This is a genomic window from Pseudomonas libanensis, from assembly GCF_001439685.1.
GTDB classification, from domain to species: Bacteria; Pseudomonadota; Gammaproteobacteria; order Pseudomonadales; family Pseudomonadaceae; genus Aquipseudomonas; species Aquipseudomonas libanensis.
Window position 1 is genome coordinate 331,520 of sequence record NZ_JYLH01000003.1, and the last position, 13,633, is coordinate 345,152.

11 protein-coding genes are annotated in these 13,633 nt (G+C 58.3%); 5 read left to right on the forward strand and 6 right to left on the reverse strand.

Going from position 1 to position 13,633, the window contains the following annotated elements; all coding sequences use genetic code 11:
- Nucleotides 1-1,104, forward strand: coding sequence for a DNA replication/repair protein RecF (recF, locus tag TU73_RS06855; RefSeq protein ID WP_003187251.1), 1,104 nt, complete (start codon nucleotides 1-3; stop codon nucleotides 1,102-1,104).
- Between the two features lie 4 nt (nucleotides 1,105-1,108).
- A complete protein-coding gene (gene gyrB / locus TU73_RS06860) occupies nucleotides 1,109-3,526 on the forward strand; it encodes a DNA topoisomerase (ATP-hydrolyzing) subunit B (RefSeq protein ID WP_046070218.1) in 2,418 nt (805 codons plus the stop codon).
- A 98-nt stretch (nucleotides 3,527-3,624) separates the two neighbouring features.
- Here gyrB and TU73_RS06865 read toward each other — a convergent pair whose 3' ends face one another.
- Complete coding sequence (locus tag TU73_RS06865) at nucleotides 3,625-4,347, reverse strand: response regulator transcription factor (RefSeq protein ID WP_046070219.1); 723 nt, start codon at nucleotides 4,345-4,347, stop codon at nucleotides 3,625-3,627.
- A 387-nt stretch (nucleotides 4,348-4,734) separates the two neighbouring features.
- Between TU73_RS06865 and TU73_RS06870 the strand changes: the two genes are divergently transcribed.
- Nucleotides 4,735-7,014 (forward strand): CHASE2 domain-containing protein, encoded by a 2,280-nt coding sequence (locus TU73_RS06870; RefSeq protein ID WP_057011555.1) that lies wholly within the window; start codon nucleotides 4,735-4,737, stop codon nucleotides 7,012-7,014.
- Between the two features lie 179 nt (nucleotides 7,015-7,193).
- Here the strand turns inward: TU73_RS06870 and TU73_RS06875 are convergent, their stop codons facing one another.
- The 4 genes from TU73_RS06875 to glyQ form a co-directional block, all read right to left on the reverse strand.
- A complete protein-coding gene (locus tag TU73_RS06875) occupies nucleotides 7,194-7,964 on the reverse strand; it encodes a lysophospholipid acyltransferase family protein (RefSeq protein WP_057011556.1) in 771 nt (256 codons plus the stop codon).
- Nucleotides 7,965-8,046: 82 nt separating this feature from the next.
- The gene (gene gmhB / locus TU73_RS06880; RefSeq protein WP_173668910.1) at nucleotides 8,047-8,586 is read right to left on the reverse strand and encodes a D-glycero-beta-D-manno-heptose 1,7-bisphosphate 7-phosphatase; all 540 of its coding nucleotides are present in this window, start codon (nucleotides 8,584-8,586) and stop codon (nucleotides 8,047-8,049) included.
- The gene (gene glyS, locus TU73_RS06885; RefSeq protein ID WP_057011557.1) at nucleotides 8,586-10,640 is read right to left on the reverse strand and encodes a glycine--tRNA ligase subunit beta; all 2,055 of its coding nucleotides are present in this window, start codon (nucleotides 10,638-10,640) and stop codon (nucleotides 8,586-8,588) included. The genes gmhB and glyS overlap by 1 nt, the downstream gene beginning before the upstream one ends.
- Nucleotides 10,637-11,590 (reverse strand): glycine--tRNA ligase subunit alpha, encoded by a 954-nt coding sequence (glyQ, locus tag TU73_RS06890; RefSeq protein ID WP_003187265.1) that lies wholly within the window; start codon nucleotides 11,588-11,590, stop codon nucleotides 10,637-10,639. Before glyQ ends, glyS begins: the two co-directional genes overlap by 4 nt.
- Nucleotides 11,591-11,671: 81 nt before the next feature.
- Between glyQ and TU73_RS06895 the strand changes: the two genes are divergently transcribed.
- Together TU73_RS06895 and TU73_RS06900 are read left to right on the forward strand one after the other, a co-directional pair.
- Nucleotides 11,672-12,229: a DNA-3-methyladenine glycosylase I gene (locus TU73_RS06895; protein ID WP_057011558.1), complete on the forward strand. Its 558-nt coding sequence runs from the start codon at nucleotides 11,672-11,674 to the stop codon at nucleotides 12,227-12,229.
- Nucleotides 12,230-12,269: 40 nt separating this feature from the next.
- Nucleotides 12,270-13,157, forward strand: coding sequence for a lysophospholipid acyltransferase (locus TU73_RS06900; RefSeq protein WP_014716285.1), 888 nt, complete (start codon nucleotides 12,270-12,272; stop codon nucleotides 13,155-13,157).
- 70 nt (nucleotides 13,158-13,227) lie between these two features.
- Here TU73_RS06900 and TU73_RS06905 read toward each other — a convergent pair whose 3' ends face one another.
- Nucleotides 13,228-13,539 (reverse strand): tetratricopeptide repeat protein, encoded by a 312-nt coding sequence (locus TU73_RS06905; protein WP_057011559.1) that lies wholly within the window; start codon nucleotides 13,537-13,539, stop codon nucleotides 13,228-13,230.
- Nucleotides 13,540-13,633: the final 94 nt, after the last annotated feature.

Here is a 13,633-nt window from a genome sequence, read left to right on the forward strand (position 1 = left end):
ATGTCCCTCAGTCGCGTCTCGGTCACCGCGGTGCGCAATCTGCACCCGGTGACCTTCTCCCCTTCCCCTCGCATCAATATCCTCCATGGCGCCAACGGCAGTGGCAAAACCAGCGTGCTGGAAGCGATCCACTTGTTGGGGCTCGCTCGTTCTTTCCGCAGTGCCCGCCTGCTACCCGTCATTCAGTACGAACAATTGGCGTGCACAGTGTTTGGTCAAGTTGAACTGGCTGAAGGCGGTCATAGCAGCCTGGGGATATCCCGTGATCGCGGCGGTGAGTTTCAAATCCGAATTGACGGGCAAAATGCTCGCAGCGCAGCGCAATTGGCGGAAATATTGCCATTGCAGCTAATCAACCCAGACAGTTTCCGATTGTTGGAAGGTGCACCGAAAATTCGGCGGCAATTCCTCGATTGGGGCGTGTTCCACGTGGAACCACGCTTTATGGCCACCTGGCAGCGCCTGCAGAAGGCCCTGCGGCAGCGGAACTCATGGCTGCGGCATGGTACACTTGACGCCGCTTCGCAAGCAGCCTGGGACCGGGAGCTGTGCCTGGCCAGTGATGAAATAGATGAATACCGCCGTGCCTATATCAAAGCCTTGAAACCAGTCTTTGAGCAGACCTTGAGCGAGTTGTTGGATCTCGAGGGGCTGACGCTGAGTTATTACCGCGGTTGGGACAAAGAACGCGAGCTGAGCGCAGTGCTCGCTACGTCCTTGCAGCGGGATCAGCAAATCGGCCACACCCAGGCCGGACCCCAACGCGCTGATTTGCGCCTTAGATTAGGTGCACACAATGCCGCGGATATCTTGTCCCGTGGCCAGCAGAAGTTGGTGGTCTGTGCGTTGCGTATCGCGCAGGGGCATCTGGTTAGCCAGGCCCGTCGCGGCCAGTGTATTTATCTGGTGGATGACTTGCCGTCGGAACTCGACGAGCAGCACCGCCGTTCGCTATGCCGCTTGTTGGAAGACTTACGCTGCCAGGTTTTTATCACCTGTGTAGATCACGAATTATTGAGGGAAGGCTGGCAGACGGAAACGCCAGTCGCTTTGTTCCACGTGGAACAAGGCCGTATCACCCAGACCCACGACCATCGGGAGTGAAGGCATGAGCGAAGAAAACACGTACGACTCGACCAGCATCAAAGTGCTGAAAGGTTTGGATGCCGTACGCAAACGTCCCGGTATGTACATTGGCGACACCGATGATGGTAGCGGTCTGCACCACATGGTGTTCGAGGTGGTCGATAACTCCATCGACGAAGCTCTGGCCGGTCACTGCGACGACATCAGCATTATCATCCACCCGGATGAGTCTATTACCGTGCGTGACAACGGTCGTGGCATCCCGGTAGACGTACACAAAGAAGAAGGCGTTTCGGCGGCAGAGGTCATCATGACCGTGCTCCACGCCGGCGGTAAGTTCGACGACAACTCCTATAAAGTATCCGGTGGTTTGCACGGTGTAGGTGTGTCGGTAGTGAACGCGCTGTCCGAAGAGTTGATTCTCACCGTTCGCCGCAGCGGCAAGATTTGGGAACAGACCTACGTCCACGGTGTGCCACAAGAGCCGATGAAAATCGTTGGCGACAGTGAAACCACCGGTACCCAGATTCATTTCAAGCCATCGGCGGAAACCTTCAAGAACATTCACTTCAGCTGGGACATCTTGGCCAAGCGGATTCGTGAACTGTCCTTCCTCAACTCCGGTGTCGGTATCGTCCTCAAGGATGAACGCAGCGGCAAGGAAGAACTGTTCAAGTACGAAGGCGGCCTGCGTGCATTCGTTGAATACCTGAACACCAACAAGACTGCGGTCAATCAGGTGTTCCACTTCAACATCCAGCGTGAAGATGGCATCGGTGTGGAAATCGCCTTGCAGTGGAACGACAGCTTCAACGAAAACCTGTTGTGCTTCACCAACAACATTCCGCAGCGCGATGGCGGTACTCACTTGGTGGGTTTCCGTTCTGCACTGACGCGTAACCTGAACACCTACATTGAAGCGGAAGGCCTGGCGAAGAAGCATAAAGTCGCCACCACCGGTGACGACGCCCGTGAAGGTTTGACCGCGATCATCTCGGTCAAGGTGCCGGATCCGAAGTTCAGCTCACAGACCAAAGACAAGCTGGTATCTTCCGAAGTGAAGACCGCTGTTGAACAGGAAATGGGCAAGTACTTCTCCGACTTCCTATTGGAAAACCCGAACGAAGCCAAGCTGGTCGTTGGCAAGATGATCGATGCTGCCCGCGCCCGTGAAGCCGCGCGTAAGGCCCGTGAGATGACCCGCCGTAAAGGCGCGCTGGATATCGCCGGTCTGCCAGGCAAACTCGCTGACTGCCAAGAGAAAGACCCTGCCCTCTCCGAACTGTACCTGGTGGAAGGTGACTCTGCTGGCGGTTCCGCCAAGCAGGGTCGCAATCGTCGCACCCAGGCCATCCTGCCGTTGAAGGGTAAGATCCTCAACGTCGAGAAGGCTCGCTTCGACAAGATGATTTCCTCCCAGGAAGTCGGCACCTTGATCACTGCGCTGGGCTGCGGTATTGGGCGCGACGAGTACAACATCGACAAGCTGCGCTACCACAACATCATCATCATGACCGATGCTGACGTCGACGGTTCGCACATCCGTACCCTGCTGCTGACCTTCTTCTTCCGTCAGTTGCCTGAGCTGATCGAGCGTGGCTACATCTACATCGCCCAGCCGCCGTTGTACAAAGTGAAAAAGGGCAAGCAAGAGCAATACATCAAAGACGACGACGCCATGGAAGAGTACATGACGCAGTCGGCCCTTGAAGACGCCAGCCTGCACCTGAACGACGAAGCCCCGGGCATCTCCGGTGAGGCGCTTGAACGCCTGGTCAACGACTTCCGCATGGTGATGAAGACCCTCAAGCGTTTGTCGCGCCTGTACCCTCAGGAGCTGACCGAACACTTCATCTACCTGCCTTCCGTAAGCCTGGAGCAGTTGGGTGACCACGCACACATGCAGGATTGGCTGGCCCAGTACGAAGTGCGCCTGCGTACCGTCGAGAAGTCTGGCCTGGTGTACAAAGCCAGTCTGCGCGAAGACCGTGAACGTAACGTCTGGCTGCCAGAGGTCGAACTGATCTCCCACGGCTTATCGAACTACGTCACCTTCAACCGCGACTTCTTCGGCAGCAACGATTACAAGACGGTAGTTACCCTCGGTGCGCAACTGAGCACGCTGCTGGACGACGGTGCTTATATTCAACGTGGTGAGCGTAAGAAGGCAGTCAAGGAGTTCAAGGAAGCATTGGACTGGCTGATGGCTGAAAGCACCAAGCGCCATACCATTCAGCGATACAAAGGTCTGGGCGAGATGAACCCGGATCAGCTGTGGGAAACCACCATGGATCCAGCTCAGCGTCGTATGCTGCGCGTGACCATCGAAGACGCTATTGGCGCAGACCAGATCTTCAACACCCTGATGGGTGATGCGGTCGAGCCTCGCCGTGACTTCATCGAGAGCAATGCGTTGGCGGTGTCCAACCTGGACTTCTGATCAGGTATGCCGGCTAAAACCCAAAAGGCCAACGCATAGCGTTGGCCTTTTTTATTGGGTGTATTTTTGAAAATGCTCCACGTGGAACATCACGAAATTTAACTTTGGGAGTTCGTTGCCACACTCTCCAACCGATACCCGTACCCATAAATCGTCAACAGCTGCCAACCGCGATCCGCCGTCAGTCCCAGCTTATTGCGCAGACGGTAGATGTGCGTATCCAAAGGCCGGGAAGAAACCATTTCTTCGTGGCTCCAGAATCGCTCATACAGGTACTCGCGAGAGAGCGGTCGGGCCAAATTGGCGAACAGGCAACTGGCAAGGCGGTACTCCCGTTCCGTCAGGTTGATAGGTTTGCCTGCGCGGGTGACGGTCAATTCAGCATCGTCGAAGGTCAGATCGTTGAAGCTCTGCACTTCCTGAGTAGCCGACTTCTGCAGGCCATGGCGCCGCAAGACAGCACTGACTCGGGCTTTGAGTTCATTAGGTCGAAAGGGCTTGCTGACGTAATCGTCCGCGCCGCTATTTAATGCTGTGACGATATCGCTCTCGGCATCACGACTGGTGAGCATGATGACGGCGGGAGGGGATTCCATATGTTCGCGGGTCCAGCGCAACAGTGCGATCCCCGAGATATCCGGCAGTTGCCAATCGAGTATCAGCAGGTCAAAGGTCTCCCGACGCAGTTGGCGCAGCAGGTCCTCACCGCGCTCAAAGAAATGCAGGGACCAGGGCTGTTCCGCTTGGCTGGGAATCTGTCGCAGTGTCTGTTCCACCCGTCTCAATTCGGCGGGCTCGTCATCCAGTATTGCGACGCGCATGGGTGGGTCCTTCCTACAAAAATACAAGAGCTTTGAATGGGAGGCACTGCTGTGCAAATGCCGGCCTCTGAATCTGAATAATTATGGATGGATTCTACACTTCGGGAATCTCTCGATACGCTGATATCAAAGGGCTGTTAACTTGACGCGCTCTCGATGCTTAAAGGAAAGATACCGGCTCCTGTGTATAAGGAAAAGGCGCCGTGCCGATAGCCTCCCCGGTACGTCTGTTTGGCGGGCCTACACAAAGCCTTCCGATGAGACCGAAATAAGCTTCACTTGTTTCAGAGCATCGTATGCGTTTCATCGTAACCACCTGGAGCCTGGGCCTATGGCAGCTTTACCTGCAAACCATCTTCGCTTTTGTCTAAGTGCGGCGGTAGCCCTGTGAAATTATGGCGCAAAGCCGAGAAACGCCAACCTACCCGAGCACAGCTGTTGTTTCATGGGCTGGTGCGGGAATGGCTGTTGATCGGCTTGGTACTGCTGCCCTTCACCGCGTACTTGTCCTTGAGCCCAGGCCTGGCCCTCAATAACCCGCTCTACGATAGCTTGCGTCGGCTGGCACCTGTGCCGGTAGATCCGCGGATCCTGCTGGTGACTATTGACGCCCCCAGCCTGGAAGTACTCGGCCCATGGCCTTGGCCGCGCAGTGTGCATGCCGACCTGATTGGACGCCTGAGTGCCGCCCAGCCTGCGGCCATTCTGTTTGATGTCATTTTCAGTGAGTCCGGAAAGGACGCCGATGGCCAGCGATTGGCCGATGCCGTGTGTAAAGCCGGGAATGTATTGCTGCCTATCATCGGTGATAGCGGCGGGAGCCCGGGCCCGCCGCAAGAGCCGTTATCGCCATTGCTCAAATGCGCCAAGGGGGTTGGGCATATTAACGTCGAGGCGGATAACGACGGCGTGGTGCGCAGTGTGTATCTGCGTGAAGGCCCCCCCGGAAGTACGCTTCCGCAATTGGCCTGGCTGGCATTCACGCTGAGTGGACAAGCCCCGACCATGCCTGGATTGTCTCAAGCGCCCAGCAATGTGCGATGGCACCAGGAGCATGAGATTCGTGTTCCATTCACCTCCGAGGCCGAGCACTTTCCCAGTGTCTCCTATGTCAGCGTATTACGCGGCGAAGTACCTCCAGAGTCGCTGCGTGGTCGACTGATTCTGATAGGTGCCACGGCCTATGGAATGGCCGATCGTTTCGTGACGCCGCTCTCCTCCACCGTTGGTACTACCGCTGGTGTGGAGATCCAAGCCGACGTGCTCAATGGCTTATTGCAGGGCCGCAGCATTGTCGACTTGCCCGGGTGGCTGGCAGCGTTGTTGGCAACATCATTGGTAAAGCTGCTGCTGGGTCTTTTGCTTTATCGCCCACGTTACGCCCTGTGGATGACCTTGGCAGGCATGGCCGTCGCGTTGCTGGGGTCTTGGGCGCTGCTACGCCTGGGACACTGGTGGTCCCCTGCGGCCTGCCTGATTGGTTTGTTGCTCAGTTATCTGATCTGGAACTGGCGACGCTTGAGCGTGATTCTCGCCTATTTTGGCTGGGAATTGGCCCGCCTGGATAACGAACCGAAGGTGCTTCCTGAGCGCCGCCGTGCGCCTGCCAGTAAGGGCGACGTACTGCAGGGGCGGATCTTTGCCCTTGAGCAAGCCGTCAGCCGCACGCGAGATACACGGCGCTTTATGGCTGACGGACTCGAATGCCTGCCGGTCGCGACGCTGATCACCGACCCCCAGGGCAATATTCTGTTGGCCAACCGTGTGGCCCGTGACGTATTCGGCAATGACCTGGTCGGCGAAAACCTCGTCGAACAACTCGCCGATTTGGGCTATCCCCCGCTGCACAACGGCGTACGCCCTGCCCTGTCAGCACTGGAACTGGTGGAGTTCCGCGACATCCACCAACGCAGTCTGCGCATGGAGCTTGCACCTTTGCTTCCCGCGGAAGGTGATTTTGCCCTCGGCTGGTTACTCAGCCTGACTGATCTGAGCAAAGAGCGCGAAGCCCAGCAGCACCGCGAGACTATGTTGCGTTTCCTTTCCCATGACCTGCGTGCACCGCATTCGGCGATCCTTGCCTTGCTGGATGTGCATAACGGCGAATCGCCGGTCTTTGCCCAGATCGAGCAGCAGGTCCGCCGGGCCTTGAGCCTTACCGAATCCTTTGTGCAATTGGCCAAGGCCGAGGCTGACGGGTATCAGTTCCAACCGACCCTGTTCGCCATGCTGGTGATGGACGCCTTTGATCAGGTAGCGGTGATTGCGCAGCTCAAGGGCATTCATCTGGTCCACGATCTGGATGAGGCCGATGAGGCCATGGTCTACGCCGACCAATCACTGCTCACCCGGGCGTTGTTCAATGTGCTGGAGAATGCGATCAAGTATTCCCCATCCGGTACTACCGTCAGGCTGAGGCATGCCAGCGCACAAGGTTGGTTGGAATGCCGCATCAGCGACCAAGGGCCGGGGATTGCGCCTAAGGATTTACCGGAGCTGTTCAGCCAATACCGGCGTTTCGATTCCGCCCAGGGCAGTGACGGTCTTGGGCTTGGCCTGAGCATGGTCAAAGCCGTGGTAGAACGGCATGGTGGGCGCATTACTTGTGAAAGTGAGCTGGGCAAAGGCTCAACGTTCATATTGCAACTGCCCCAATTGGACGACTGAAAAATAGACTTTTCTGGTGCATAAAAAACCGGTCTCAAGGACCGGTTTTTTAATGAAGAAAAAACTTATGCACGTTTTTCAAGATTTTATGAGATCAAGAAATATGTAATAAAATCAGTCTTTTAGGAAGAAAAAAAGCCAATTCGCCAACAAAGCGTACACAGGTTATCCACAGATGCTCAAACGACGGGGGTCTCTACCACTACGGGTTCCGGAGGCAAGGAGCCCATGGCCCGCTGTTGCGCTTCATTCCACGCCGCTGCGCGGTCGTTCAGTGCGGCAATGGCACGTGGCCCTTCGCCTTCTGCGTACATCGGTTCGCCGATTACCACGGTGATGGTGCCGGCGCGTTTGGCCCAGCCGGTCTTGGGCCAGAACTTGCCGGCGTTATGTGCAATTGGCAGCACAGGCAAGTTGGCATTGACCGCCAGTGCGGTACCGCCACGTGAGAACTTGCCCACCGTACCGTAGGGCACCCGTGTGCCTTCCGGGAAGATCAGTACCCACACGCCATCCTTGAGCAGTTCATCACCTTTCTTGGCGACATGCTTGAGCGCTGCCTTGGGGTTGTCGCGGTCGATGGCGATCGGCCGGAGCATAGCCATGGCCCAGCCGAAGAACGGCACATACAGCAGCTCGCGCTTGAGCACCTGGCTCAGTGGCGAGAAATAGGCCGAGAGGAAGAACGTCTCCCAGGTGCTCTGGTGGTTCGACAGAATCACACAGGGCTGCTCCGGGACGTTTTCAGCGCCCTTGATCTCGAAACGGATATTGAGGAATACCTTGCTCAGCCACAACGCGCAGCGGCACCAATAGACATTGATGAAGCGATAACGCGCCTTGAAAGGCAGGAATGGCGCAATAAAAAAGCTCAGGGTGCACCAGAGAAACGAACTGGTGCCCAGCAGCAGGTAAAAGAAAAAGGTTCTGATGGCCTGCAAGATCGACATGGCGGCATTTACCGTTGCGGGACACGGCCCGCCTGTTAAAAGCGCACTCCCGAACAATCCTTGGTCAGGAAGTCGAGGGCGGCTAGTTGTTGATAAGTTCTGCGGCAACGGCCGCCAGATCGTCAAAAATCAAGGTGCCTACCGGCAGGTTTTTCGCCTGGGTCTTTTCGCCTTTTCCGGTCTTAACCAAAACTGGCTGAGAGTCGACGGCCTTGGCTGCCTCCAGGTCACCGAGGCTGTCCCCGACGAACCATATCCCAGCTAACGGCACCTTGTAATGTTCTGCAATGATTTTCAACATGCCAGGCTTGGGCTTGCGGCAATCGCAGCCCTCATCCGGCCCATGGGGGCAGTACACCACCAGCCCCACCTCGCCTCCCTGCTCGGCCACTAACGTGCGCAAACGCGCATGCATGGCCTCCAGGGTATGGATGTCGTAGTAACCCCGGGCGATGCCGGACTGGTTGGTGGCGATGGCCACGGTCCAGCCGGCTTTGCTCAACTGCGCGATGGCCTCGATCGAGCCGGGCAGTGGGATCCACTCATCCACCGACTTGATGTAAGCGTCGGAGTCGTAGTTGATCACCCCGTCCCGATCGAGAATCAGCAGTTTCAACATGATCAGCCCAGTACGGAAATGTCAGCGATATTGATGAACAGGCCACGCAGACGCGCGAGCATGGCGTAGCGGTTTTTCCGCACGCCGGCATCGTCGGCATTGATCATCACTGCTTCGAAGAACGCATCCACCGGCTCACGCAACGACGCCAGGCGCGCCAACGCTTGCGCGTAGTTACGCTCGGCGATCAGCGGCTTCACGGCGTTTTCGGCCTTGGCAATGGCCGAGTTCAGCGAAAACTCCTTGGCATCGGCAAACAGGCCTGGGTCGACTTCAGCATTGCCGAGGTTGTCGGCCTTGCTCAGAAGGTTCGACACGCGCTTGTTCACGGCGGCCAGGGCATCAGCTTCCGGCAGCTTGCGGAAGGCCTGTACGGCTTGTACACGCTGATCGAAGTCCAGGGCCGAACCCGGTTGCAAGGCACGCACCGACAGGTAGACGGAAACGTCCACGCCTTCGTCTTCATAACGCGCACGCAGGCGGTCGAACACGAACTCCAGCACTTGCTCGGCCAGGCCGGCTTGCTTGACCTTGGCGCCGAACTGGCCGACGGCGAACACCACGGCTTGGGTCAGGTCGAGGTCCAGCTTCTTGTCGATCAGGATGCGCAGCACGCCCAAGGCCGCACGACGCAAGGCATAGGGGTCTTTGCTACCGGTGGGCAGCATGCCGATGCCAAAGATGCCCACCAGCGTATCCAGCTTGTCGGCGATGGCTACCGCCGCACCGGTCAGGGTGGTCGGCAGCTCTGCACCGGCACCGCGCGGCATGTACTGCTCGTTCAGGGCCAGGGCAACTTCTTGCGGCTCACCGTCGTTAAGGGCGTAGTAGTAACCGGCAACGCCTTGCATCTCGGGGAATTCGCCGACCATCTCGGTGGCCAGGTCGCACTTGGACAGCAGGCCGGCGCGTGCGGCCCAGGCCGGGTCGCCGCCAATGCGTGGGGCAATGTAGGCCGCCAGTTTGGAAACCCGTGCGGCCTTGTCATAGACACTGCCGAGTTTTTCCTGGAACACCACGTTCTGCAGGCGCAGATTGAAGTCTTCCAGCTTCTGCTTCTTGTCTTGCTTGAAGAAGAACTCGGCGTCGGTCAGGCGCGGGCGAACGACTTTTTCGTTACCGGCGATGATCTGCTGCGGGTCTTTGCTTTCGATGTTGGCCACGGTGATAAAACGCGGCAGCAACTTGCCGTCCGCGTCGAGCAGGCAGAAATACTTCTGGTTGTCCTGCATGGTGGTGATCAACGCTTCTTGCGGCACCTCAAGGAAGCGCTCCTCGAACGAGCACACCAGCGGCACCGGCCATTCCACCAAGGCGGTCACTTCGTCCAGCAGGCTTGGCGGCACGATGGCGGTGCCTTCCTGCAGGCGCGCCAGCTCTTCGGTGCGCTTGCTGATCAGCTCGCGACGCTCATTGGCATCGGCCAGCACATAAGCAGCGCGCAGGTCGTTGAGGTAGTTGGCCGGCGAGGTGATACGCACGCTTTCTGGATGGTGGAAGCGGTGCCCACGGGAATCACGACCGGCCTTTTGGGCGAGGATGGTGCAGTCGATGACCTGATCGCCGAGCAGCATCACCAGCCATTGGGTCGGACGCACGAACTCTTCCTTGCGCGCACCCCAGCGCATGCGCTTGGGGATAGGCAGGTCGTTCAGGGAATCTTCGACGATGGTCGGCAACAGGCTGGCGGTCGGCTTGCCGGTGATGACCTGGCTGAAACGCAGTTTCGGGCCGCTCTGGTCGATCTCGCTCAGCTCTACGCCACATTTCTTGGCAAAGCCAAGGGCGGCCTGGGTCGGGTTGCCTTCGGCATCGAAAGCCGCCTGGCGCGGTGGGCCGTCCAGGTTGATGCTGCGATCCGGCTGCTGGGTTTCCAGCGCGGTCAGCAGCACCGCCAGGCGACGTGGCGCGGCGTAGACTTTCTTGGCTTCAAATTTCAGGCCGGCGGTCTGCAGGCCTTTTTCGATACCGGCCAGGAACGCATCGGCCAGTGTATTGAGCGCCTTGGGTGGCAGCTCTTCGGTGCCCAGTTCAACCAGGAAATCTTGAGCACTCATTGTGCAGCCTCCAGCTTAGCCAACACTTCATCACGCAAATCCGGGGTTGCCATCGGGAAGCCCAGCTTGGCGCGAGCCAGCAGGTAGGCTTGGGCGACGGAACGCGCCAGGGTGCGTACACGCAGGATGTATTGCTGGCGCGCAGTAACCGAGATGGCACGGCGGGCGTCCAGCAGGTTGAAGGTATGGGACGCCTTCAACACCATTTCATAGCTCGGCAACGGCAGCGGCTGGTCGAGTTCGATCAGGCGCTTGGCTTCGCTTTCATAGAAGTCGAACAGTTCGAACAGCTTATCGACGTTGGCATGCTCGAAGTTATAAGTGGACTGCTCCACTTCGTTCTGATGGAACACGTCGCCATAGGTTACTTTGCCGAACGGGCCGTCAGCCCACACCAGGTCGTAGACCGAGTCCACGCCTTGCAGGTACATGGCCAGGCGCTCGAGGCCGTAGGTGATCTCGCCGGTCACCGGGTAGCACTCGATGCCGCCCGCCTGCTGGAAGTAAGTGAACTGCGTCACTTCCATGCCATTGAGCCAGACTTCCCAGCCCAGGCCCCAGGCGCCGAGGGTTGGCGATTCCCAGTTGTCTTCGACGAAACGGATGTCGTGCACCAGTGGGTCCAGGCCCACATGCTTCAACGAGCCCAGGTACAGTTCCTGGAAATTATCCGGGTTGGGCTTCAGTACCACCTGGAACTGGTAGTAGTGCTGCAGACGGTTCGGGTTTTCGCCGTAGCGGCCGTCAGTCGGGCGACGACTGGGCTGCACATAAGCGGCGTTCCAGGTTTCCGGGCCGATGGCCCGCAGGAATGTAGCGGTGTGGAAAGTGCCGGCGCCTACTTCCATATCGTAGGGCTGAAGTACCACACAACCTTGCTCGGCCCAGTATTGCTGGAGGGCGAGGATCAAGTCTTGGAAGGTACGCACGGCTGGCGTAGGCTGGCTCACGAAATTCACCTGTTACTTGGGCTGCGATTTAAAGAGCGGGAGTATACCCGATTCGGCCCTGCCACCACTCCCTGGAGCCTTATGCCACGCTGCTTTTGGTGTTCTGAAGATCCGCTGTACATGGCTTATCACGATCAGGAGTGGGGAACGCCGCTGCGCGATGCGCAGGGTTTGTTCGAGTTGCTTTTGCTCGAAGGGTTCCAGGCAGGCCTGTCCTGGATCACCGTTTTACGCAAACGCGAGCATTATCGAAAGGTGTTGTTCGGCTTTGACGCGCAGCGTCTGGCGCAATTGAGCGATGAGGAAATCGAGGTGCTGATGCAGGACCCGGGCATCGTGCGCAATCGCTTGAAGCTCAACGCTACCCGGCGCAACGCCACGGCCTGGCTGGCGCTGGAAGACCCGGTGGGGTTGCTGTGGTCGTTTGTCGGCGGCAAACCCAAGGTCAATCACTTCAAGGATCGCAGCGACGTCCCGGCGATCACGCCCGAAGCCGAAGCCATGAGCCGCGCCTTGAAAAAGGCAGGCTTCACTTTCGTCGGGCCGACCATCTGCTACGCCTTCATGCAGGCCTCGGGCATGGTCATGGACCACACCCAGGACTGCGACCGCTACGCGGACTTGGCCAACGCCGGTTAGAATGCCAGCTTTGCGCACCACACACGATCAGGAGTGACCTGTGGAAAAGTTTAAAGGCGCCTTGCTGGTAGGCGCTCTCCGGTTGTTTGCCCTGCTGCCCTGGCGCGCCGTACAGGCCGTCGGCACGGGCATCGGCTGGATCATGTGGAAAACCCCCAATCGTTCCCGCGACACGGTGCGGATCAACCTCTCCAAATGTTTCCCGGACATGGACCCGGCCGAGCGCGAGCGCCTGGTGGGCCGCAGCCTGATGGACATCGGCAAATCCCTGACCGAAAGCGCCTGTGCGTGGATCTGGCCGGCGCAGCGTTCAATCGACCTGGTCCGTGAAGTCGAGGGCCTGGAAGTGCTGCACGAAGCCCTGGCCTCCGGCAAAGGCGTGGTGGGGATCACCAGCCACCTGGGCAACTGGGAAGTGTTGAACCACTTCTATTGCAGCCAGTGCAAGCCGATCATTTTCTATCGCCCGCCCAAGCTCAAGGCCGTGGACGAGTTGTTGCGCAAACAGCGCGTACAGTTGGGCAACCGCGTGGCGGCCTCCACCAAGGAAGGCATTCTCAGCGTGATCAAGGAAGTGCGCAAAGGCGGCCAGGTGGGCATTCCTGCCGACCCGGAGCCGGCTGAGTCGGCCGGCATCTTCGTACCATTCTTTGCCACCCAGGCACTCACCAGCAAATTCGTGCCGAACATGCTCGCGGGCCACAAGGCGGTGGGCGTATTCCTGCATGCCCTACGCCTGCCGGACGGCTCGGGCTACAAGGTGATCCTGGAAGCGGCGCCGGAAGACATGTACAGCACAGACACCGCCACCTCCTGCGCGGCGATGAGCAAGGTGGTGGAGCGCTATGTCGGCGCCTACCCGAGCCAGTACATGTGGAGCATGAAGCGCTTCAAGAAGCGCCCGCCGGGTGAGGCGCGGTGGTATTGATTCACCGCTGACTCAAGGTCTATGCGAAACCCATGTGGGAGCGGGCTTGCTCCCACATTTTGATCTCCATTCAGGCCTGGCGATCTAGTTTCTTCAGGAACACTGCCATCTCTTTCTCGGCCTGTTTGTCGCCATGGGCCAAAGCCGCTTCTATGCCTTTTTCCCAAGCGTGTCGTGCTCCAGCGTTATCACCCTGCCCCAACTGCGCCTTGCCCAACAGCTTCCACGCCGCCGAATACTGTGGGTCGAACTCGACACACTTTTGCAAATGCTCGGCCGCCTTGGCGTTGTCCTTCAGGTCCAGGTAACCCTTGCCCAGGCCAAAGCGCAGCAATGAATTATCCACACCCTTGGCGAGCATTTTTTCCAGGGATTCGAGCATGGCTGTGCGTCCTTTAGCTACATAGCGGTTTCGATATCGTCATCGCAGGCAAGCCCGCTCCCACACTTGGAACGCGATCACATGTGGGAGCGGG